This is a genomic window from Streptomyces cupreus (assembly GCF_014257025.1).
GTDB lineage: Bacteria > Actinomycetota > Actinomycetes > Streptomycetales > Streptomycetaceae > Streptomyces > Streptomyces cupreus.
Window position 1 is genome coordinate 36,441 of sequence record NZ_JACMSF010000017.1, and the last position, 22,110, is coordinate 58,550.

Below are 22,110 nucleotides of genomic sequence, written 5' to 3' on the forward strand. Positions count from 1 at the left end.
AGGAATTCGAACCCGCCGGATGGCCGAATTGCGTCAACGCCCTACCTCCTTACGGGTGTGACGTTCCCCACCCAGGGTGGCCTCGACAGGCCGCACGCCATGTGCTGTTCACCCCCTTTCGGGCATCATCTGCGTGCCCTTGTGTCCCGATTGGGGGGACGCTGCACCAATCCTTCCGCTGTCGGGTTTTCGGTGCGTCCGCACCCGGTTTCGCTGCGTGATGGGGGCTCAACTCCGGTGGCCGCGGGGCCTCCTCGGGACGCCGACTAATCTCATCGCGAGAACATCACCCCTTATCGCCGTGATCCGCCGCGACACCCCTGCATGCCGGGTACACGGACGTGACAGCTCTGGAGAAACTCGAGCATGAACCGCAAGACTTTGGTGCTGCCGGCCGTCATAGGTCTGCTCGCCCCGGTCCTTGCCGCCTGCGGCGGATCGGACAGCGGCAGCGACGGTGGGGACGCGATCGTCGTCGGTACCACGGACGAGTTCACCGCCACGAGTGAGGCTCCCGCGCCGCTTGACCCGGCGTACGCCTACGACGTCGGCACCTGGAACATCCTTCGCCAGACCGTGCAGACGCTGATGATCCAGCCGCGCGGCGAGGGCGAGCCGGTGCCCGAGGCGGCCGAGCGCTGCGGATTCACCGACACCGGCAACGAGCGCTACGCCTGCACCCTGCGCGAGGGCCTGAAGTTCGCGGGCGGCGACACGATCACCGCGGCCGATGTGAAGTACTCCATCGACCGGGCCCTCAAGCTCAAGGCGGACAGCGGTGTGTTCGGCCTGCTGTCCACCGTCGACACCGTCGAGACCCAGGGCGACCGTGAGGTCATCTTCCATCTGAAGACCGCCGACGCCACCTTCCCGTACAAGTTGTCCACGCCGGTCGCGGGCATCGTCGACCCGGACGACTACGCCGAGGGCAAGCTGCGCGACGGCTTCCAGGTCGACGGCTCCGGCCCGTACACCTTCGAGGCCGAGGAGCAGGACGGCAAGCTGGTCAAGGCCGTGTTCACCAAGAACCCCTCGTACAAGGGCTCCCTGAAGGTGAACAACGACGAAGTCGAGCTGCGCTCCTTCGCCGACGCCGACGCCATGAGCAGCGCAGTCGAGAAGGGCGACATCGACCTGATGTCGCGCACCATGTCGCCCGAGCAGATCCAGCGGCTGTCCACGGCATCCGACAGCGCCGTCGACCTGGTCGAGATGTCCGGCCTCGAGATCCGCTACCTCGCCTTCAACACCGACGCCCCGGCCGTCGAGAGCAAGGCCGTCCGCCAGGCGATGGCCCAGGTCATCAACCGCGGCGAACTGGTCAGCAAGGTCTACGGCACCCAGGCCGAGCCGCTGTACTCGCTGGTCCCGGCCAGCCTCACCGGCCACTCCAACGCGTTCTTCAACAAGTACGGCGAGCCCAGCGTCACCAAGGCCAAGGCCCTGCTGGCCAAGGCGAACGTCAGCACCCCGGTGTCGCTGACCCTGCACTACACCACCGACCACTACGGCACGGCCACCGAGAAGGAGTTCGAGCTGCTGAAGGAGCAGCTCAACTCCAGCGGCCTGTTCGACGTCAAGATCAAGGGCACCCCCTGGGAGACCTTCCGCCCCGCCGAGCAGAAGGGCGAGTACGAGGTCTACGGCATGGGCTGGTTCCCGGACTTCCCCGACGCCGACAACTACATCGCGCCGTTCCTCGACAAGGACAACTTCCTCGGCTCGCCGTACACCAACAGCGAGATCCGCAACTCCCTGATCCCGGAGTCCCGTCGCGAGGCCGACCGGCAGTCCGCGGTCGGCAGCCTGACGGACATTCAGGATATCGTCGCCGAGGACGTCCCAGTGATCCCGCTGTGGCAGGGCAAGCAGTACGTCGCCGCGCGCGACGACGTCACGGGCACCGCGTACGCGCTCAACTCGTCCTCCACCCTTCAGTTGTGGGAGCTCGGCCGCGGCGTGAGCGGCTGACGTCTCCCGTGCCCGGGGCGCCGGGACGGCGGCCCCGCGATTTTCCGAAACCGACGACAAGGCACCTGCACGTGAACATGCGCAACCAGTGGCCGGTCCTGCCTGTGATGGCGGGGCTGGCCTCCGGCCTGCTGACCGGCTGCGGCGCGGAGGCCGGTGACTCCGCGAGCGGCAGCTCCTCCGTGGTGATAGGGATGTCCGACGACGTCCTCGCCACCGACCCGGCGTCCGGCTACGACCCCGGCTCGTGGCTGCTGTTCAACAACGTCTTCCAGTCCCTGCTCAGTTTCCCCAAGGGCGGCACCGACCCCGAGCCGGACGCCGCCGAGTCCTGCGCCTTCACCGACACGCAGACCAAGGTCTACAAGTGCACGCTGAAGGACGGTCTGAAGTTCAGCAACGGTGACTCGCTCACCGCGGAGGACGTCAAGTTCTCCTTCGACCGGATGCTGAAGATCAACGACGACGCCGGTCCGGCGATCATGTTCCCGATGCTCGACAAGGTCGAGACCCCGGACGAGAAGACGGTCGTCTTCCGGCTGAACACCCCGGACGCCACCTTCCCGAGCAAGATCGCCTCGGGTGCCGGTTCCATCGTCGACCACCGCCAGTACGACGCGGACGGACTGCGCGAGGACGGCGAGGCCGTCGGCTCCGGCCCCTACAAGCTGGACTCCTTCGGCGACGACGAGGCCGTCTTCTCCGTCAACGAGCACTACGAGGGCAACGCCGAGGCCAAGAACTCCGGCGTGACCATGAAGTTCTTCCACGGCGACCGGACCGCCCTGAAGGGCGCGCTGACCGACGAGCAGATCGACATCGCCTACCGAGGTCTCAGCGCCGCCGACATCGCCGAGATCGAGAAGGCCGACGACAGCTCCAGCACCGGCGTCGAGATCGTCGACGGCACCGGCGCGGAGGTCCAGCACCTGGTCTTCAACATGGACGACCCGGTGGCCGGAAAGCTCGGCGTCCGCAAGGCCATGGCCTATCTGCTCGACCGCGAGGCCCTCATCGAGGACGTCTACCAGGGCACCGCGACCCCGCTCTACTCGATCATCCCGGCCGGCATCGGCGGCCACAACACCGCCTTCTTCGACACCTACGGCGCCCGCCCCTCCAAGGCCGAGGCCGAGGCGGCCCTGCAGGCCGACGGCATCACCGGCAAGGTGAAGCTGACGCTCTGGTCGACCCCGTCGCGCTACGGCCCCGCCACCGACCAGGAGCTGAAGGCGATCGCCGGGCAGCTCAACGCCAGCGGCCTGTTCGACGCCGACGTGAAGTCCGTCGAGTACGACCAGTACGAGAAGGACATCGCCGCCGGCAAGTACGGCGTCTACGTCAAGGGCTGGATCCCGGACTACCCGGACGCCGACAACTTCACCTCGCCGTTCTTCGGCGAGGGCAACGTGCTGGACAACAACTACGGCAACGACTCCATCACCGGCACGCTGATCCCGCGCACGGCCGCCCAGAGCGACCGCACCGCGACGGACGACGACTACGGCCGGCTCCAGGACATCGTGGCCGAGGAACTCCCCGTCCTGCCGATCTGGCAGGCCAAGCAGTACGCGGTCGTCCGGGACGACGTCTACGGCCTGGAGTACTGCCTCGACGCCTCCACGGTGTTCCGGTTCTGGGAGCTCAGCAAGGGCTGAGCCCGCGCACACGAAAGGGCGCCCGCTTCCTTCGGTGGAAGCGGGCGCCCTCTCGCTTGTCCCTACTGTGCTCCGGGGCGCACCAGCCCGCTCTCGTACGCGTACACCGCGGCCTGCACCCGGTCGCGCAGCCCCAGCTTGGTGAGAACGTGCCCCACGTGCGTCTTGACCGTGGTCTCGCTGACGAACAGGTCGGCGGCGATCTCGGCGTTGGACAGCCCGCGCGCCACCAGCTTCAGCACCTCCACCTCGCGGTCGGTGAGGGTGTGCAGGGTGTCCGGGACGGGCTCCTCGCCGGACGGCAGATGCGTGGCGTACTTGTCGAGCAGCCGACGCGTGATGCTCGGCGCCAGCATCGCCTCGCCCGCGGCCACCACACGAATGGCCTGAACCAGCTCATTGGCGGGGGCGTCCTTCAGCAGGAAGCCGCTGGCACCCGCCTTCAGCGCCTCCACCACATACTCGTCGAGGTCGAAGGTGGTCAGCACGAGCACCTTCGCCGGGCCGTCCCGCCCGGGCCCGGTGATCTGCCGGGTCGCCTCCACCCCGTCCATCCGCGGCATGCGGATGTCCATCAGAACCACATCGGGCTGCAGGGCCCGCACCTGGTCGAGTGCCTGGAGGCCGTCTCCGGCCTCGCCCACGACCGCGATGTCCTGCTCCGCCTCCAGGATCATCCGGAAGCCGGTACGCAGCAGCGGCTGGTCGTCGACCAGTAGGACGCGGATGGCCACGTAAGTCTCCTTCGCTAGTCCGGCCCCATTCTGCCCTGCGCACCCTCGACCGACTCGGCCGCCCTGACCGGCAGCGGATAGGGCGGGGGAGTGCCGCCGAATTCCGGGCAGTGCTCCTGGTGGTCGCACCAGCCGCACAGCTTGGTCGGCCTCGGCCGCCAGTCGCCCGTCTCGGTCGCCGTGCGGATCGCCTCCCACAGCGCCAGCAACTTGCGCTCGACCCGCTCCAGATCGGCGAGCACGGGGTCGTACGTCAGGACGTCGCCACTGCCGAGATACACGAGCTGCAGCCGGCGCGGCACGACGTTCTTCAGCCGCCACACCACCAGGGCGTAGAACTTCATCTGGAACAGCGCGCCCTCGGCGTACTCGGGCCGGGGCGCCTTGCCCGTCTTGTAGTCGACGATCCGCACCTCCCCGGTCGGCGCGACATCCACCCGGTCGATGATCCCGCGCAGCCGCAGCCCGGACTCCAGCTCGGCCTCGACGAACAGCTCACGCTCGGCCGGCTCCAGACGGGTCGGATCCTCCAGCGTGAACCACCGCTCGACCAGTTGCTCGGCCTCACCGAGCCATCGCGCGAGCCGCTCGCCCTCCGGATCCTCCGCGAACAGCTCCTCGATCTCCGGCCGGGACTCGCGCAGCCGGTCCCACTGGCCCGGGATCAGCGACTTGGCGCGCGGCGCGGTCCGCTCGGCGGCCGGGGCGTCGAAGAGCCGCTCCAGCACGGCGTGCACCAAAGTGCCCCGGGTCGCCGCCTCGCTGGGCTTCTCCGGCAGCCGGTCGATCACCCGGAACCGGTACAACAACGGGCACTGCATGAAGTCCCCGGCACGCGACGGCGACAGCGAGGCGGGCGGTATGGCGGTGAGCACGGCCCGCTCCGCATCCGCCACGCCCTGCGCCCGCGCCGTCGCCACGACCTCGTCCGCCACCGACGGCTCCACGTCCTCCGTGCTCGTCTCCATGCCCCAGACCTTACGGCCCGCCACTGACAGTCACCCCGCCACGTCGGGCAAACACAGGGGTGCCGAGGCGGAACGCATCGCGACGGACGCATACCATCGACCCGAGACCCTTCCGCCCGGCAGGCGCGGAAGACGCTTCGAACGAGGGGACACCGTGGACGAGAGCGGCGGGAGCGGGCAGCCGCGGTCCGGCACCGAGGAGCCGACCACCCACCACGCAGCACGACCGACCCCGCCCGCGGACCCGACACCCCCTGAGCCCTCGAAGAAGGCCGCTCAGGGCACGGACGAGAGCGCGGCCACCGAGGACGAGCAGGACCGCGCGGACGAAACCGCCTCCGACACCCCGGCACCCGGCCCCGACGACTCCACCCGCCCCACCCCCACCTACCCGGACGCCGACAGCCCCACCTCGGGCGACCGCACCCTCGCCCACTCCGGAGTCGGCAAACCCCCGAAGCCCCCCGAGCCCCGCGGCGGACTCCTCATGGGCCGCCCCTTCGGCGTGCCCGTGTACGTCGCGCCCAGCTGGTTCCTCGTCGCTGCCCTGATCACCTGGGTGTTCGGCGGCCAGCTCGACCGCGTCCTGCCCGAACTCGGCGCCGCCCGCTACCTCGTCTCCCTCTTCTTCGCGGTCGCCTTCTACGCCTCCGTGCTCGTGCACGAACTCGCCCACACCGTCGCCGCACTCCGCTTCAAACTCCCCGTCCGCCGCATCCAGCTCCAGTTCTTCGGCGGCGTCTCCGAGATCGAGAAGGAATCCGACACCCCGGGCCGCGAGTTCGTCCTGGCCTTCGTCGGCCCCCTGCTCTCCCTCATCCTCGCGGGCGTGTTCTACGGCGCCATGCAGGCCGTCGAGCCCGGCACCGTCCCCGGCGTCCTGCTCGCGGGCCTGATGATCTCCAACCTCATCGTCGCCGCCTTCAACCTCCTGCCCGGCCTCCCCCTCGACGGCGGCCGGATGCTCCGCGCCGTCGTCTGGAAGATCACCGGCAAGCCGATGAGCGGCACCATCGCCGCCGCCTGGGTCGGCCGCGCGCTCGCCGTCTCCGTGCTCATCGGGCTCCCGCTGCTCACCCAGTCCGGAGCCCTCGGTTCCAACGCCGAGGACAACGTCGGCATGGACACCGTCATGGACGCCCTGCTGGCCGCGATCCTCGCCGCGATCATCTGGACCGGCGCCGGAAACAGCCTCCGCATGGCCCGCCTGCGCGAACACCTGCCCGAGCTGCGCGCCCGCACCCTCACCCGCCGCGCGGTCCCGGTCGAGACGGACACCCCGCTCTCGGAGGCCCTGCGCCGCGCCAACGCCGCCGGCGCCCGCGCCCTGGTCGTCGTCGACGCCGACGGCACCCCCCTCTCCCTCGTCCGCGAGGCCGCCATCGTCGGCGTACCCGAACACCGCCGCCCCTGGGTCGCCGTCAGCGGCCTCGCCCAGGAACTCACCGACGGCATGCGCGTCTCGGCGGAACTGGCCGGAGAGGACCTCCTGGACGCCCTGCGCGCCACCCCGGCCACCGAGTACCTGGTGGTCGAGGAGACCGGCGAGATCTACGGCGTCCTGTCCGCCGCGGACGTGGAACGCGCCTTCGTGAAGGCCATGGCCAGGCCCTCCTAGTGGTCGGCGGCCCCCGTAATCCCCGGTAGTCTGTTCACATGTCCGAACCGACCGGTGCCGCCCGCAGGCGCGGGCCCTTCAAGGTCGGGGACCAGGTTCAGCTGACCGACCCCAAGGGCCGCCACTACACGTTCACGCTCGAAGCGGGGAAGAACTTCCACACCCACAAGGGTTCCTTCCCGCACGACGAACTGATCGGCGCTCCCGAGGGCAGCGTTGTCCGCACCACCGGGAACGTCGCCTACCTCGCGCTGCGCCCCCTGCTCCCCGACTACGTCCTGTCCATGCCCCGCGGGGCAGCCGTCGTCTACCCGAAGGACGCGGGGCAGATCCTCGCCTTCGCCGACATCTTCCCCGGCGCCCGCGTCGTCGAGGCCGGCGTCGGCTCCGGCTCGCTCAGCAGCTTCCTGCTGCGCGCCATCGGCGACCAGGGCATGCTGCACTCCTACGAGCGCCGCGAGGACTTCGCGGAGATCGCCCAGCAGAACGTCGAGCGCTACTTCGGCGGCCCCCACCCCGCCTGGCAGCTCACCGTCGGCGACCTCCAGGACAACCTGTCCGACACCGACGTCGACCGCGTCATCCTCGACATGCTCGCCCCCTGGGAGTGCCTGGAGGCCGTCTCCAAGGCGCTCGTCCCCGGCGGCATCCTGTGCTGCTACGTCGCCACCACCACCCAGCTCGCCCGGACCGTCGAGTCCATCCGCGAGATCGGCTGCTTCAACGAGCCGACCGCCTGGGAGACGATGATCCGGAACTGGCACATCGAGGGCCTCGCAGTCCGCCCGGACCACCGGATGATCGGCCACACCGGCTTCCTCCTCACCGCCCGCCGCCTCGCGGACGGCGTCGAGCCGCCCATGCGCCGCCGCCGCCCCGCCAAGGGCGCCTACGGCGAGGACTACGCGGGACCCAACGCCGACGGAGGCTCCGCCCGCTGAGGCGGCCCCTGCCGCGTACAACGTAACGGCGTCGCGGTCGAGTTCCCCTGGACCACCGGGAACTCGACCGCGACGCCGTTGTGCTGACGGCACGCCACCTGACAATCACTTCGACACCGGAACTGCACACCCCGCCGTTCCCCCAGGGTGTGACGTGTGGCACCATGCCTGGCACCCCCACCGGCACAGCCCTCACGGGAGACACTCCTAGTGCAGCACTCCGCCGTCCCGGAACTGGCACACACGCACACCCGTCCCATCCACTGGGTCGCGACCGCCACCGCCGTGGCCGGCGTCGTGGCGCTCTCCTCGGTCCTCCAGCCGGACGCGGCCAACGCCGCCCAGGGCTCGGGACCCGAATCCAAGACCGCACCGGCAGTCGTCGCGGCACCCGAGCCCGAAGGCGTCGACTTCCCGCTCGAATGCGGCCCGGTGAAGGCGATCGTGGTCAAGAAGGCGTCAGGGGACCTCGACGGCGACGGCCGCCCCGAGACGGTCGCCGTCGTGCACTGCGACGCCCCCATGGGCACCCCACCGGACGGCGTGTACGTCCTCACCCGCGGCGCCGACACCGAACAACCCCGCGTCGTGGCGACCCTCGTCGACCCCAAGGACCGCCAGACCGTCAGCGAGTTCGCCGTACAGGACGGAGCGGTCGTGGCGACCCTGCTCGGCTACTCGAAGGCCGACGTACCCAGTTGCTGCCCCGACGTCACCGACCACGCGAAGTGGCAGTGGAAGGACGGAGCATTCCTGCGCTCCACACCCGCCGGCGCCCAGAGCGTCTGACGACGCTCCGCGCGCGGGGCGTCACTGCGCGTCGGGCCCGTACACCTCGACCCGGTCCGCGACCCGGCGCACATGGATGCACTCACCGGGACACTCCTTGGCCGAGTCCACGACATCCGTGAGCAGCGTCAGCGGTACGGGTGTCGTGGCGCCCTTGTCCTGGAGAAGCTCGTCGTCCGGGCTCTTCACATAGGCGAGCCCGTCGATGTCCAACTCGAACACCTCGGGCGCGTACTGGGCACAGATGCCGTCGCCGGTACAGAGATCCTGATCGATCCAGACCTCCAGCGCCCCACCGACCCCGGCCTCCTGCTCCACGTCCATCTCTCCTACCGTTTCCGCGCCGACCGTCCCGGCCTCCTACGAGACGGGCCTGCCCCGACGGCTGTTGAACGCCTCGACCCTACCTCCGGCCCGCCCCCGGCGACTCCGGCCCGACGGTGACCCAGCCCGCCCGCACGGACACGGTGTGTCACGGCACACATCACCCGGATTCGACCCCGGCATATGCTGCTGCGACTGGTTCGGCAGCCACTCCGCCGTGCCCCGCAGGCCGCAACTCCGGCCAAACATGACGGTGTTTGACCACTCCGGCCTGGAACAGGCCGCTTCCGAGAGACGTTGAGTGGGTACCAACACGGCGTAAGAACGGGTCCGGGTGTGGCCGACGACACACCTTGACAGTCTTTGTGATCTAGGGGTTTCAATCGACACCCACCCAGGTAGGGTCTGGAAGCGTCCAGCTCCCCTTGGAGGAGGTGAGGACCGTGGCAGCCCACGACGACGACATGAACCGCGGCATCCGCCCGGGACGAGGGTCCGAAGACCCTGCCGGGCAGATCGCCTACCTTGAGCAGGAGATCGCCGTCCTGCGACGTAAGCTCGCCGACTCTCCGCGACACACGAGGATTCTCGAAGAGCGGATCGTCGAGCTGCAGACCAACCTGGCCGGCGTGTCCGCCCAGAACGAGCGACTCGCCAACACGCTCCGTGAGGCCCGCGACCAGATCGTGGCCCTCAAGGAAGAGGTCGACCGGCTCGCACAGCCACCGGCCGGCTTCGGTGTCTTCCTGCAGGCGAACGAGGACGGCACCGCCGACATCTTCACCGGAGGACGCAAACTCCGGGTGAACGTCAGCCCAAGCGTCGAACTCGACGACCTGCGCCGCGGCCAGGAAGTCATGCTCAACGAAGCGCTCAACGTGGTCGAGGCCATGGAGTTCGAGCGCGTCGGGGACATCGTCACCCTCAAGGAGATCCTTGAGGACGGCGAGCGCGCCCTGGTGCTCGGGCACACCGACGAGGAGCGGGTGGTGCGGCTCGCCGAGCCGCTGCTGGACGTCACCATCCGCCCCGGCGACGCCCTCCTGCTCGAACCCCGCTCCGGCTACGTCTACGAGATCGTCCCCAAGAGCGAAGTAGAGGAACTCGTCCTCGAAGAGGTCCCCGACATCGGCTACGAGCAGATCGGCGGTCTGGGCAACCAGATCGAGATGATCCGCGACGCGGTCGAGCTGCCGTACCTCTACCCGGACCTGTTCAAGGAGCACGAACTGCGCCCGCCCAAGGGCGTCCTGCTCTACGGACCTCCCGGATGCGGCAAGACGCTCATCGCCAAGGCCGTCGCCAACTCGCTGGCCAAAAAGGTCGCCGAAGTCACCGGCCAAGCCGCCGGCAAGAGCTTCTTCCTCAACATCAAGGGCCCCGAGCTGCTCAACAAGTACGTCGGCGAGACCGAGCGGCAGATCCGCCTCGTCTTCCAGCGTGCCCGTGAGAAGGCCAGCGAGGGCACCCCCGTCATCGTCTTCTTCGACGAGATGGAATCCCTCTTCCGCACCCGCGGCTCCGGCGTCAGCTCGGACGTGGAGAACACCATCGTCCCCCAGCTCCTCGCCGAGATCGACGGCGTGGAAGGCCTGCAGAACGTGGTCGTGATCGGCGCCTCCAACCGCGAGGACATGATCGACCCCGCCATCCTGCGCCCCGGCCGTCTCGACGTGAAGATCAAGATCGAGCGTCCCGACGCCGAGGCCGCCAAGGACATCTTCGGCAAGTACCTCACCGAGCGCCTGCCGCTGCACCCCGAGGACGTCGGGGAACACGGCGGCGACAAGGGCTCCACGGTCCAGGGCATGATCCAGACCGCCGTGGAACAGATGTACGCCGAATCCGAGGAAAACCGCTTCCTGGAAGTCACCTACGCCAACGGAGACAAGGAAGTCCTCTATTTCAAGGACTTCAACTCAGGCGCCATGATCGAGAACATCGTCGGGCGCGCCAAGAAAATGGCGATCAAGGACTTCCTGGAGCACAACCAGAAGGGCCTGCGCGTCTCCCACCTCCTCCAGGCATGCGTGGACGAGTTCAAGGAGAACGAGGACCTGCCCAACACCACCAACCCGGACGACTGGGCCCGGATCTCCGGAAAGAAGGGCGAGCGGATCGTCTACATCCGCACCCTGATCACCGGAAAGCAGGGCGCGGACACCGGACGCTCCATCGACACCGTGGCGAACACCGGTCAGTACCTGTAAAAGACAGGGCGGCTGCGGGTGCCTTCGGCGGGTACCCGCAGCCGACTGTTTTTGCGGCGATGACCGGAGCGAGGCAATGACGCAAATGATCTCCCCACCAGCGCAAAGGCGTTCTAGGCTCTTCCGTACCGCCGAGTCGCGCAGTGCGGGGACGGGCACCGCACACGCACCGGAGCGCCAGCGGTACTTGAGCAGCGCCCCCGACCGAGGGCGCCGCCGGGCAAGGAGGGCCGCATGACCGTACGGCGAGTAATGGGCATCGAGACGGAGTACGGGATCTCCGTCCCCGGTCACCCCAACGCCAATGCCATGCTCACCTCATCCCAGATCGTCAACGCCTACGCGGCGGCGATGCACCGGGCCCGCCGGGCCCGCTGGGACTTCGAGGAGGAGAACCCGCTGCGCGACGCGCGAGGCTTCGACCTCGCACGCGAGGCCGCCGACGCCAGCCAGCTCACCGACGAGGACATCGGCCTGGCCAACGTCATCCTCACCAACGGCGCGCGACTCTACGTCGACCACGCCCACCCCGAATACAGCGCCCCCGAGGTCACCAACCCGCGCGACGCCGTGCTCTGGGACAAGGCCGGCGAGCGGATCATGGCCGAGGCCGCCGAACGCGCCGCCCAGCTCCCCGGCGCCCAGCCGATCCACCTCTACAAGAACAACACCGACAACAAGGGCGCCTCCTACGGCACGCACGAGAACTACCTGATGAAGCGGGAGACCCCCTTCTCGGACATCGTGCGCCACCTCACGCCCTTCTTCGTCTCCCGCCAGGTCTTCGCCGGAGCGGGCCGCGTCGGCATCGGCCAGGACGGACACGAACACGGCTTCCAGCTCAGCCAGCGCGCGGACTACTTCGAGGTCGAGGTAGGCCTGGAGACCACCCTCAAGCGCCCCATCATCAACACCCGCGACGAGCCGCACGCCGACGCCGAGAAGTACCGCCGACTCCACGTGATCATCGGGGACGCGAACCTCTCCGAGATCTCCACCTATCTGAAGCTCGGCACCACAGCCCTGGTGCTGTCCATGATCGAGGACGGCTTCATCGCGGTGGACCTGGCAGTCGACCAGCCCGTACGGACCTTGCACCAGGTCTCCCACGACCCGACCCTCAAGCGCCTGGTCACGCTCCGCAGCGGCCGGACACTCACCGCGGTCCAGCTCCAGATGGAGTACTACGAGCTGTCCCGCAAGTACGTCGAGGAACGCTTCGGCGCCGACGCCGACGAACAGACCAAGGACATCCTGACCAGGTGGGAGGACACCCTCAACCGCCTGGAGAACGACCCCATGAGCCTGGCCGGCGAACTGGACTGGGTCGCCAAGCGCGAGCTCATGGAGGGCTACCGGCGCCGCGACAGCCTCGAATGGGACGCCGCGAAGCTCCACCTCCTCGACCTCCAGTACGCCGACGTACGCGCCGAGAAGGGCCTGTACAACCGTCTCGTGGCCCGCGGGCGGATCAGGCGGCTTCTGGACGAGGCCGACGTCGACAGGGCGCGTACGAAGCCGCCGGAGGACACACGCGCGTACTTCCGCGGCCGGTGCCTGGAGCAGTACGCCGACGATGTCGCGGCGGCCTCCTGGGACTCGGTGATCTTCGATCTGCCGGGCCGGGACTCCCTCCAGCGCGTTCCAACCCTCGAACCGCTTCGCGGAACGCGTAATCACGTCAAGGAGCTCCTGGACCGCTGTCGCACGGCGGAGGACCTGGTCAGGGTCCTGTCCGGCGGCTGAGCGGGTACCCGGGACCAGGGGGCCGGACAGGGTGGAAAACCCACTGTCCGGGAATCATCGAGGTGGCCCCCGCACGTTGAGGAAAGTGCGGGGCCGATGTCAGACCGGGCTTGTAGGGTCTGATCATCACCGATCGGCAGGAATGCCGACCTGGCGACCATGTCGGGCGAACTGAGCGGGGTGAGGGTTATGGCAACCAAGGACACCGGCGGCGGACAGCAGAAGGCCACACGCTCCACCGAGGAGGTCGAGGAGCAGGCGGCGGAGACGCAGGCTTCCGAGGACCTCAAGGAGCGACAGGAGAAGCTGAGCGACGACGTGGACTCGGTGCTGGATGAGATCGATGACGTACTAGAGGAAAATGCCGAGGATTTCGTGCGGAGCTTCGTGCAAAAAGGCGGACAGTAGAGGTCGTTTGGCCACTTTGCCTTCGAATTGAAAGTGGCGGGGGTTCGAGGTGGTTGACGAAGCGAACGCGAAGCAGTGCAGAAAGTGTCAGCGAGATCTGCCGCTTGCTGCATTCGCGCGGGACAAGAATCGGCGAGATGGCCTCCAGGTGCACTGCCGGGAGTGCGTGGCGGAGTACAGCGCTGCGCACTACCGGCGGCGCCGGGAGGCTATGGGCAAGTCGGTTCGGGAGAAAGCAGAGGTCCCGGCCGGGCACAAGCTCTGTCGGACATGTGGTGAGGTCAAGCCGCACAGCGAGTGGCATCGCAATGCAACCGCGTCCGACGGTCTGTCCACACGCTGCAAGGCGTGCCGGGCGATCCAGGGTCGGCAAGGCCACCTGAAGCGCCAATACGGCATCACCGAAGCCGAGCGCGACGAGTTGGTTGCCTCCCAAGGAGGCGTCTGCTGCATATGTTTGGCGTCTGTGCCCGAGCATGTGGATCACTGCCATGAGACGGGTAGGGTCCGTGGCGTACTGTGCTTCAGCTGCAATGCCGCACTGGGGCAGTTCAAGGATCGGCCCGACGTCATAAGGCGGGCTGCTGCTTACGTGGAAGGAATCGCGTGGAAGCCAACACTCGTAGCACCGGGCGTCTACCAGCTGCCTTCCTGACGCCTGGGTCCTCCTCCTTCATGGACTTTCTCTCCGAGCATCAGCCGGAGCTGCTGCCCGGGAAGCGTCAACTGCCGCCCGTGCAGGGGGTGATCGAGGCTCCGCATGGGACCACGATCGTCGCCGTGACGTTTCCCGGTGGTGTCGTGCTGGCCGGTGACCGGCGGGCGACCATGGGGAATGTCATCGCGCAGCGTGACATCGAGAAGGTCTTCCCCGCCGACGAGTACTCGGCCGTGGGTATCGCCGGTACGGCTGGTCTCGCCGTGGAGATGGTGAAGCTGTTCCAGCTTGAGCTGGAGCATTTCGAGAAGGTCGAGGGCGCTCAGCTCTCCCTGGAGGGCAAGGCGAACCGGCTGTCGACCATGATCCGGTCCAACCTGGGCATGGCGATGCAGGGCTTGGCCGTCGTGCCGCTCTTCGCCGGCTTCGACGTGGACCGCGACAAGGGCCGCATCTTCTCCTACGACGTCACCGGCGGCCGTTCCGAGGAGCAGGGCTACGCCGCCACCGGCTCCGGTTCGATCTTCGCGCGCGGTGCCATGAAGAAGCTTTTCCGTGGTGACCTGAGCGAGGCCGAGGCCACGACGCTGGTGGTGCAGGCGCTGTACGACGCGGCAGACGACGACTCGGCGACCGGTGGTCCCGATGTCGCCCGCCGGATCTACCCGATCGTCACCGTGATCACCGAGGACGGCTTCCGCCGGCTCACCGAGGAGGAGTCCTCCGAGGTCGCCCGTTCGATCCTGGAGCGGCGGCTGGAGCAGCCCGACGGCCCGCGGGCCGCGCTGCTGTAGTCGGCGTCCCCCTCTTGCAAGGTGATCCAGTGACTTCCACAGAAAGGGACGGATAACCGGTGTCGACGCCGTTCTATGTCTCCCCCCAGCAGGCCATGGCCGACCGGGCGGAGTACGCCCGCAAGGGCATTGCCCGCGGTCGCAGCCTGGTCGTGCTGCAGTACGCCGACGGCATCGTGTTCGTCGGCGAGAACCCGTCCCGCGCGCTGCACAAGTTCAGCGAGATCTATGACCGGATCGGTTTCGCGGCCGCCGGTAAGTACAACGAGTACGAGAACCTCCGTATCGGCGGTGTGCGCTACGCCGACCTGCGCGGTTACACCTATGACCGGGACGATGTGACCGCTCGCGGTCTGGCCAACGTCTACGCCCAGACGCTGGGCACGATTTTCTCCAGTGCGGCGGAGAAGCCGTACGAGGTGGAGCTGGTGGTCGCCGAGGTCGGTGAGACGCCGGAGGGCGACCAGATCTACCGGTTGCCGCACGACGGTTCGATCGTCGATGAGCACGGCTCGGTGGCGGTCGGCGGCAACGCCGAGCTGATCAGCAACTATCTGGATCAGCGCCACCGGGACGGCATGACGCTGGCCGAGGCGCTGAAGCTGGCCGTGCAGGCTCTGTCCCGTGAGTCCAACGGCTCGCAGCGGGAGATCCCCGCCGAGCGTCTGGAGGTCGCGGTGCTGGACCGTACGCGTCCGCAGCAGCGCAAGTTCAAGCGCATTGTCGGCCGTCAGCTCGCCCGGCTGCTGGAGGCCGATGGCGCGGCCACCGAGGCCGAGAGCGCGGAGGGCGCCGAGGGCGCCGACGAGGAGTAGTCCGACCCACCTCACCCTGCTGTGCCCCGGCCGATGTTTCGGCCGGGGCACAGGGCGTTCAGGAGGCGCTGGGTGGCGCCGTGGAGCCCCGTACGACCAGTTCGACGGGGATATCGCCTGCTTCGGGTGTTCGGCCCTCCAGGACGGCCAGCAGGGCTTGCATGCCGCGTTCTCCGAAGAGCTCGGCGTCCAGGCGGACGGTGGTCAGCTCCGGGTCGATGGCGGTGGCGAGGGCGAGGTCGTCGAGGCCGGTGACGGAGAGGTCCTCGGGGATGCGCAGGCCGAGGCGGCGGGCGGCCTTGTAGGCGCCGGCGGCGAGTTTGTCGTCGTCGCAGATCAGGGCGGTGGGGCGGGGGCCGGGTGCGGAGAGGGCGGCTTCGGCGGCGTGCTGGGCGACTTCGATGGAGATCGGTGCGCGTGCGGTGGTGAGTGTGGTGCCGGGGACGGCGGCCACGCGTGCGTGCAGTTCGCGGGCGCGGACCTCGAAGGTCCAGGAGGCCACGTCTGCGGCCAGGTGGAGGAAGCGGCGGTGTCCGAGGGTCAGCAGGTGCTCGGCGATCTGCCGTACGCCGTCGGCGATGTCGAGGTTGACGGTTGCCGCGCCGAGGCTGCCGGTCGGGTCGCTGTCGAGCATCACCAGGGGCAGCTGGTCGCCGCGGATGGCGGTGAGGGCGTCGGCGGCCATGGAGGAGGCGATGACGCCGTCGAGGGCGGCCTGGGCGGAGGCGAAGGGGTCGCGGGCGGGTCCGATGCCCTCGGGGGAGGGGTAGAGGACGACGCCGAAGCCGTGGGTGGCGGCGACGCGGGCGGCGCCGGTGTAGACGCCGGCGAAGAACTCGGTGGTGAGGGCGGGGACGACGAGCAGGACGGTGCGGGTGCGGCCGAGCCGGAGGTTGCGGGCGGTGAGGTTGGGCCGGTAGCCGAGTTCGCGGGCGGCCTCGCGTACTCGCTCGGCGGTGGCCTCGGAGACCCGGCCGCGCCATTTGTCGCCGAGCACGAGGGAGACCGCGGCCTGGGAGACGCCCGCGGCCTGGGCGACGTCACGGCTCGTTGGGCGAGTGCTGCCTCGTGCCACCGTGGGCCCTGCGCTTTCGTCTGGACGTGTGAACAGCGCACATGGTACGTATGACGGAGGGCGTTATACGTAAAACCTCATGCGTCACGGCGAGGAGTGGGCGAACATGGCCGCGGGATACCTGGAGATCCTCAGGGCGAGGCACGCCGCGCGGCTGCTCGTCGGCACGCTGGTGGGCCGGCTGCCGAACGCCACCGCCGCCATCGCGATCGTGCTGTTCGTCCGCGCCGAGGGCGGCACGTACAGCCTCGCCGGGGCGTTGGCGGCGGTCTACGGCGTCGCGAACGCCGTAGGACAGCCGCTGCTGGGCCGGCTGGTCGATCTGCACGGGCAGCCGCGGGTGCAGTTGCCGTCGGCGATCGTGTCCGCGCTCGCGATGGCCGTGTTCGCCTTCGCGGGGACCGGGACGCTGCCGCTCGCTTATGCGGCCGTCGCCGCCGCCGGTCTGTTCACGCCGCCTTTGGAGGGCGGTCTGCGGGCGCTGTGGCCCTCGGTCCTGCGCAAGGAGGAACAGGTGCACACGGCGTACGCCATGGACGCCGTGGCGCAGGAAGTCATGTTCACCGTCGGGCCGTTGCTGGTGACGCTGTGCACCGCGCTGTGGTCGGCGCAGGCGGCGCTGCTCGTGCTGAACGTCATAGGTGTCCTCGGCGCGCTGTCCGTGGTCGTCTCGCCGCCCTCGCGCGCGTGGCGTTCGGCGCCGCGTGAGGCGCACTGGTTGGGCGCGCTGCGCTCGCCCGGACTGCTGGCGCTGCTGGGTGCGTTCCTGTTCGTGGGTATCGCGCTGGGCTCCATCACGGTCGCTTCCGTGCCGTACGCGGACGACCACGGCGGTGACGCGGTGTACGGCTGGCTGATGGCGGCGCTCGGTCTGGGTGCGCTGCTCGGCGGCACCGTGTACGGGGCGCGGCAGTGGGCGGGCGAGCCCGGGCGGCGACTGACGGTTCTGGTGGCCCTTCTGGCGGTGTGTTACCTGCCGCTGATGCTGATGCCGGGCGCGGTCGCCATGGTGCTGCTGACGGTGCTGTCGGGTGTGTTCCTGGCGCCCTGTATCGCTTGTGCGTTTGTGCTCGTCGACCGGCATGCTCCCCGCGGGACGGTCACCGAGGCTTTCTCCTGGCTTGTGACGACGTTCACCGTCGGCGCGTCGGTCGGAACGGGGCTGACCGGCCCGGTCGTCGAGGCCGGTGGGGCCCTGTGGGGCTTCGCCGTTCCGGGCGCCGCGGGAGGCGTCTCGCTGCTGGTTCTGCTGGCCACGAGGCGGGTCCTCGCAGCGTCCGGGCAGACAGCGGTCGTTGCGGCTTCATCGGAAAATGATCCAAACCGTGCCGTCGAACCTCGTTTCAGCACAGGGGATCGGGCGTAATGTTCAGTCATGGACCGCCGCATTTTCGGGCTGGAGAACGAGTACGGCGTCACGTGCACGTTCAGGGGACAGCGCCGTCTGTCGCCTGACGAGGTGGCGCGGTACCTCTTCCGCCGTGTCGTGTCATGGGGCCGCAGCAGCAATGTCTTTCTGCGGAACGGTGCCCGCCTCTATCTCGACGTGGGCTCACATCCGGAATACGCGACACCCGAATGTGACAACGTGATCGAACTGGTCACCCACGACAAGGCCGGCGAACGCATTCTGGAAGGGCTACTGGTAGACGCCGAACGACGCCTGCACGAGGAAGGAATCGCGGGCGACGTCTACCTCTTCAAGAACAACACCGACTCGGCGGGCAACTCCTACGGCTGCCACGAGAACTATCTCGTCGCCCGGCACGGGGAGTTCTCCCGGCTCGCGGACATCCTCATTCCGTTCCTGGTCACGCGCCAGCTGCTGTGCGGTGCGGGCAAGGTGCTGCAGACCCCGCGCGGGGCCGTCTACTGCGTGAGCCAGCGCGCCGAGCACATCTGGGAGGGCGTCTCCTCGGCGACGACCCGCTCCCGGCCCATCATCAACACCCGCGACGAACCGCACGCGGACGCCGAGCGCTACCGCCGGCTGCATGTCATCGTGGGCGACTCGAACATGTCCGAGACGACCATGCTGCTCAAGGTCGGCGCCACCGACCTGGTGCTGCGCATGATCGAGGCGGGCACGGTGATGCGGGATCTGACCCTGGAGAACCCGATCCGGGCGATCCGCGAGGTCAGCCATGACATCACGGGCCGGCGCAAGGTGCGTCTGGCCAGTGGCCGGGAGGCCTCCGCGCTGGAGGTGCAGCGGGAGTACTACGAGAAGGCGGTGGACTTCTGCGAGCGTCGCGGGATCCGCACCGGCACCGTCGAGCAGGTGCTGGAGCTGTGGGGCCGCACGCTGGACGCGATCGAGTCCGAGGACCTCGACCGCATCGGCACCGAGATCGACTGGGTCATGAAGTACAAGCTCATCGAGCGCTACCGCGCCAAGAACAACATGACCATGTCGCATCCGCGGGTCGCGCAGATAGACCTCGCCTACCACGACATCCACCGTCGTCGTGGCCTGTACTACCTGCTGGAGAAGAAGGGTCAAGCAGCCCGGATCTGCAACGACTTGAAGATCTTCGAAGGCAAGTCCGTTCCGCCGCAGACCACTCGGGCCCGGCTGCGCGGCGACTTCATCCGCAGGGCCCAGGAACAGCGCCGGGACTTCACCGTCGACTGGGTCCACCTCAAGCTCAACGACCAAGCCCAGCGTACGGTGTTGTGCAAGGACCCGTTCCGTTCCGTGGACGACCGGGTGGAGAAACTGATCGCCGGTATGTGAGCAACGCGCTTCGGCCGAGGCGCCGGAACGCAACACGGGCGCCGTACGTTTCCCGTACGGCGCCCTTCTCACGCCGTAGAGTTGCGCGCACGCCATCTACAAGATCGACCGATAACGAGGCCCCCACCGTGCGCCGACGCTCACTACTCATTGCCGTACCCGCAGGACTCGTCACGCTCGCCGCGTGCGGGGACGAGGATTCCGGATCGAGCGAGGCGACCGACAGCGCGTCGCCCTCGGCCCCTGAGACTTCGGCCGCGCCGTCTCCGAAGATCGTGGACGGCCCGCTGCCGGCGATCACCGCGGGGACCGAGTTCGACGAGAAGCCGACCGTCGCCAAGGGCAGCGGCGACCCGTCGAAGGACCTCGCCGTGAAGACGGTGATCGCGGGCAACGGCCAGACCGTCGCGGAGAACGACTACGTCCAGGCCCACTATCTCGGCCAGGTCTGGGCCACGGCGAAGGTGTTCGACAACTCCTACGACCGTAAGACCCCGCTGGTCATCCAGCTCGCCCAGGGCAGCATCATCGACGGCTGGCGCTACGCCCTGGCCGGCAAGAAGGTCGGCAGCCGTGTCCAGATGGCCGTCCCCCCGACCTGGGGCTACGGCAAGCAGGGCAACAGCCAGGCGGGCATCAAGGGCACCGACACTCTGGTGTTCGTGGTGGATGTGCAGGGCACCTTCAACACCAAGAGCTCCGCCAAGGGCACCGAGGTCGCCCAGGACAATGTGGACCTGCCCAAGGTCGGCACCAACACCGACGGCAAGGCGCCCTCCATCGAGATCCCGGACTCCGACGCGCCGACCAAGCTGGTGGCGAACTACGTCCTGGAGGGCGACGGCGACGAGGTCGGCGCCGAGGACAGCGTGCTGGTGCAGTACAAGGGCGTGCTGTGGGACGGCGGCAAGGAGTTCGACGCCACCTACACCAACAAGCAGCTCGCCTCGTTCTCGCTCCAGCAGGTCGTCAAGGGCTGGGCGCAGGGTCTGACCGGCAAGAAGGTCGGAAGCCGCGTCCTCATCGTCATCCCGCCGGACCTCGGTTACGGCGACAACCCGCCGCAGGGCAGCGGCATCAAGAAGGACTCCACGCTGGTCTTCTCGGTCGACATCCTGGCGAAGATGTGACCCCGTCGGGGATGTAAGACTGTGACCGTTGCCTTTACACAACAAGCATGGAGCTGAACACGTGAGCATCGACAAGCCGGAGATCGACTTCCCGGGTGGCGAGCCGCCGACGGACCTGGAGATCAAGGACATCTGGGAGGGCGACGGCGAGGTGGCCCAGGCGGGCCAGACGGTCACCGTGCACTACGTCGGTGTCGCCTTCAGCACCGGCGAGGAGTTCGACGCCAGCTGGAACCGCGGTACTCCGTTCCGCTTCCCGCTGGGCGCCGGCCGCGTCATCAAGGGCTGGGACCAGGGCGTGCAGGGCATGAAGGTCGGCGGCCGCCGTCAGCTGACCATCCCGGCGCACCTCGCCTACGGCAACCAGAGCCCGACGCCGGCGATCAAGCCGGGCGAGACCCTGATCTTCGTGGTCGACCTCCTCGGGGTCTGATCACCCGGGGTCTGATCGTCGTACGACCGGACCCGATCACCTGGGGCCCATGCCTGTCCGGGCATGGGTCCTCGGCTTTTGCCGCGCCACCTGGGAGCGGTACGGTCATCGGTCTAAGGACCATAGGGAAGGCGAAGGGCATCGATGGCCATTGCCAAGGCCGAGCGGCTCATGAATCTGGCGCTGTGTCTGCTCGGGACGCGGCGGCCGCTGAGCAAGCGCGAGCTGCGTGAGTCCATCGAGGCCTATCTGGAAGCCGGGAGCGACGACTCCTTCAACCGCATGTTCGAGCGGGACAAGGACGATCTGCGTGAGCTCGGTCTGGTCATCGAGACCGTGGAGAGCCTGGACGGCGAGGTCGGCTATCTGGCCCGCCGGGACAGCAACCGGCTGCCGCCCGTCACCCTCGATGCCGAAGAGGCCGCCGCCCTCGGTCTCGCCGCCAAGGTGTGGCAGCAGGCCCGCCTCGCGGGCGCGGCCAGCGGCGCCCTGCAGAAGCTGCGCGCGGCGGGTATGCCCGAGGACGTCGATCCCTACGAGGCCCATGGCGCGCTGGAGCCGCGGATCCCCGTGCACGAGGCCGCCTTCGAGCCGCTGATGCTGGCCTGCCGTGACCGCCGCCCGGTCGCCTTCGACTACCGCAAGGCCACCGCCGCCCGCCCCGAGCCCCGGCATGTGGAGCCCTGGGCGCTGGAGTGCTGGCGCGGCCACTGGTACCTGGCGGGCTGGGACCGCGACCGGGGCGCCGAGCGGGTCTTCCGGCTCTCCCGGATCACCGGCAAAGTGCGCTCGCGCGGCGGCAAGTTCACCGCTCCTGTGCCGGATGTCGTCACCGTGCGGGAGACCGTCGCCGGTTGGGCGGGGGAGACCGCCGACCGATCCGCGCTGATCCGGCTGCGCTCCGGCGCCGGGTACCCCTTGCGGGCGAAAGCCACCTGGGTACGGGAACTCGGGGACGGCTGGGACGAGTTGGAGATTCCGTACGGGCACGGCCTGGACGCCTGGCTGGTGGAGTTCGGGCCGGACGTGGTCGTGCTGGAGCCCGCCGAGCTGCGGGCCGATGTGATGGACCGGCTGCGTGCCGTGGCCAAGGGCTGAGGG

General features: G+C 68.6%; 20 protein-coding genes. 16 read left to right on the plus strand and 4 right to left on the minus strand.

The annotated features are described in order from the left end of the window. Positions 1-366 precede the first annotated feature (366 nt). Together H4N64_RS17655 and H4N64_RS17660 are read left to right on the plus strand one after the other, a co-directional pair. The gene (locus H4N64_RS17655; RefSeq protein ID WP_186283302.1) at positions 367-1,971 is read left to right on the plus strand and encodes an ABC transporter substrate-binding protein; all 1,605 of its coding nucleotides are present in this window, start codon (positions 367-369) and stop codon (positions 1,969-1,971) included. 71 nt (positions 1,972-2,042) lie between these two features. Further along, positions 2,043-3,629, plus strand: coding sequence for an ABC transporter substrate-binding protein (locus tag H4N64_RS17660; protein ID WP_186283303.1), 1,587 nt, complete (start codon positions 2,043-2,045; stop codon positions 3,627-3,629). A gap of 62 nt (positions 3,630-3,691) precedes the next feature. Here the strand turns inward: H4N64_RS17660 and H4N64_RS17665 are convergent, their stop codons facing one another. Beyond that, positions 3,692-4,363, minus strand: coding sequence for a response regulator (locus H4N64_RS17665; protein WP_004002520.1), 672 nt, complete (start codon positions 4,361-4,363; stop codon positions 3,692-3,694). A 14-nt stretch (positions 4,364-4,377) separates the two neighbouring features. After that, positions 4,378-5,331 carry a RecB family exonuclease gene (locus H4N64_RS17670; RefSeq protein WP_186283304.1) on the minus strand — a complete coding sequence of 318 codons (954 nt, stop codon included), beginning with the start codon at positions 5,329-5,331 and terminating at the stop codon, positions 4,378-4,380. A gap of 154 nt (positions 5,332-5,485) precedes the next feature. On the opposite strand from H4N64_RS17670, the gene H4N64_RS17675 reads away from it, so the two are divergent. The 3 genes from H4N64_RS17675 (at position 5,486) to H4N64_RS17685 (ending at position 8,679) form a co-directional block, all read left to right on the plus strand. After that, positions 5,486-6,949: a site-2 protease family protein gene (locus H4N64_RS17675; RefSeq protein WP_186283305.1), complete on the plus strand. Its 1,464-nt coding sequence runs from the start codon at positions 5,486-5,488 to the stop codon at positions 6,947-6,949. 38 nt (positions 6,950-6,987) lie between these two features. After that, entirely contained in the window at positions 6,988-7,890 is a 903-nt protein-coding gene (locus H4N64_RS17680; protein ID WP_186283306.1) for a tRNA (adenine-N1)-methyltransferase, read from the plus strand. A gap of 210 nt (positions 7,891-8,100) precedes the next feature. Then, positions 8,101-8,679, plus strand: a complete 579-nt coding sequence (locus H4N64_RS17685) for a hypothetical protein (protein WP_186283307.1) — start codon at positions 8,101-8,103, stop codon at positions 8,677-8,679. A 21-nt stretch (positions 8,680-8,700) separates the two neighbouring features. Here the strand turns inward: H4N64_RS17685 and H4N64_RS17690 are convergent, their stop codons facing one another. Continuing rightward, positions 8,701-9,003 carry a ferredoxin gene (locus H4N64_RS17690; RefSeq protein ID WP_186283308.1) on the minus strand — a complete coding sequence of 101 codons (303 nt, stop codon included), beginning with the start codon at positions 9,001-9,003 and terminating at the stop codon, positions 8,701-8,703. Between the two features lie 443 nt (positions 9,004-9,446). On the opposite strand from H4N64_RS17690, the gene arc reads away from it, so the two are divergent. From arc to prcA, 6 genes are all read left to right on the plus strand, one after another. Continuing rightward, positions 9,447-11,213: a proteasome ATPase gene (gene arc / locus H4N64_RS17695; protein WP_186283309.1), complete on the plus strand. Its 1,767-nt coding sequence runs from the start codon at positions 9,447-9,449 to the stop codon at positions 11,211-11,213. 234 nt (positions 11,214-11,447) lie between these two features. After that, positions 11,448-12,959: a depupylase/deamidase Dop gene (dop, locus tag H4N64_RS17700; RefSeq protein ID WP_418896272.1), complete on the plus strand. Its 1,512-nt coding sequence runs from the start codon at positions 11,448-11,450 to the stop codon at positions 12,957-12,959. A gap of 189 nt (positions 12,960-13,148) precedes the next feature. Next, entirely contained in the window at positions 13,149-13,367 is a 219-nt protein-coding gene (locus H4N64_RS17705; RefSeq protein WP_019757212.1) for a ubiquitin-like protein Pup, read from the plus strand. Between the two features lie 49 nt (positions 13,368-13,416). Then, complete coding sequence (locus tag H4N64_RS17710) at positions 13,417-14,022, plus strand: endonuclease domain-containing protein (RefSeq protein ID WP_186283310.1); 606 nt, start codon at positions 13,417-13,419, stop codon at positions 14,020-14,022. Then, entirely contained in the window at positions 13,974-14,819 is an 846-nt protein-coding gene (prcB, locus tag H4N64_RS17715; RefSeq protein ID WP_186283311.1) for a proteasome subunit beta, read from the plus strand. Before H4N64_RS17710 ends, prcB begins: the two co-directional genes overlap by 49 nt. A 59-nt stretch (positions 14,820-14,878) precedes the next feature. Continuing rightward, complete coding sequence (gene prcA / locus H4N64_RS17720) at positions 14,879-15,634, plus strand: proteasome subunit alpha (RefSeq protein WP_186283312.1); 756 nt, start codon at positions 14,879-14,881, stop codon at positions 15,632-15,634. A gap of 58 nt (positions 15,635-15,692) precedes the next feature. Here prcA and H4N64_RS17725 read toward each other — a convergent pair whose 3' ends face one another. Further along, entirely contained in the window at positions 15,693-16,709 is a 1,017-nt protein-coding gene (locus H4N64_RS17725; protein WP_186283313.1) for a substrate-binding domain-containing protein, read from the minus strand. A 106-nt stretch (positions 16,710-16,815) separates the two neighbouring features. Between H4N64_RS17725 and H4N64_RS17730 the strand changes: the two genes are divergently transcribed. The 5 genes from H4N64_RS17730 (at position 16,816) to H4N64_RS17750 (ending at position 22,107) form a co-directional block, all read left to right on the plus strand. Then, complete coding sequence (locus H4N64_RS17730) at positions 16,816-18,075, plus strand: MFS transporter (RefSeq protein ID WP_186283314.1); 1,260 nt, start codon at positions 16,816-16,818, stop codon at positions 18,073-18,075. Between the two features lie 9 nt (positions 18,076-18,084). After that, positions 18,085-19,446 (plus strand): Pup--protein ligase, encoded by a 1,362-nt coding sequence (pafA, locus tag H4N64_RS17735; RefSeq protein WP_186283315.1) that lies wholly within the window; start codon positions 18,085-18,087, stop codon positions 19,444-19,446. Positions 19,447-19,574: 128 nt separating this feature from the next. Further along, positions 19,575-20,576 (plus strand): FKBP-type peptidyl-prolyl cis-trans isomerase, encoded by a 1,002-nt coding sequence (locus H4N64_RS17740; RefSeq protein ID WP_186283316.1) that lies wholly within the window; start codon positions 19,575-19,577, stop codon positions 20,574-20,576. 61 nt (positions 20,577-20,637) lie between these two features. Next, positions 20,638-21,009: an FKBP-type peptidyl-prolyl cis-trans isomerase gene (locus tag H4N64_RS17745; RefSeq protein ID WP_186283317.1), complete on the plus strand. Its 372-nt coding sequence runs from the start codon at positions 20,638-20,640 to the stop codon at positions 21,007-21,009. A 144-nt stretch (positions 21,010-21,153) separates the two neighbouring features. Further along, on the plus strand, positions 21,154-22,107 hold the full coding sequence (locus H4N64_RS17750) for a helix-turn-helix transcriptional regulator (protein ID WP_186283318.1): 954 nt from the start codon (positions 21,154-21,156) through the stop codon (positions 22,105-22,107). Positions 22,108-22,110: the final 3 nt, after the last annotated feature.

Excerpts from the sequence above, each read along its gene's own strand:
- H4N64_RS17750 (WP_186283318.1), top strand. The coding sequence starts at position 21,154 with ATGGCCATTGCCAAGGCCGAGCGGCTCATGAATCTGGCGCTGTGTCTG.
- H4N64_RS17655 (WP_186283302.1), top strand. The coding sequence starts at position 367 with ATGAACCGCAAGACTTTGGTGCTGCCGGCCGTCATAGGTCTGCTCGCC.
- H4N64_RS17680 (WP_186283306.1), top strand. The coding sequence starts at position 6,988 with ATGTCCGAACCGACCGGTGCCGCCCGCAGGCGCGGGCCCTTCAAGGTC.
- dop (WP_418896272.1), top strand. The coding sequence starts at position 11,448 with ATGACCGTACGGCGAGTAATGGGCATCGAGACGGAGTACGGGATCTCC.
- pafA (WP_186283315.1), top strand. The coding sequence starts at position 18,085 with ATGGACCGCCGCATTTTCGGGCTGGAGAACGAGTACGGCGTCACGTGC.
- H4N64_RS17705 (WP_019757212.1), top strand. The coding sequence starts at position 13,149 with ATGGCAACCAAGGACACCGGCGGCGGACAGCAGAAGGCCACACGCTCC.
- H4N64_RS17670 (WP_186283304.1), bottom strand. The coding sequence starts at position 5,331 with ATGGAGACGAGCACGGAGGACGTGGAGCCGTCGGTGGCGGACGAGGTC.
- H4N64_RS17690 (WP_186283308.1), bottom strand. The coding sequence starts at position 9,003 with ATGGACGTGGAGCAGGAGGCCGGGGTCGGTGGGGCGCTGGAGGTCTGG.
- H4N64_RS17730 (WP_186283314.1), top strand. The coding sequence starts at position 16,816 with ATGGCCGCGGGATACCTGGAGATCCTCAGGGCGAGGCACGCCGCGCGG.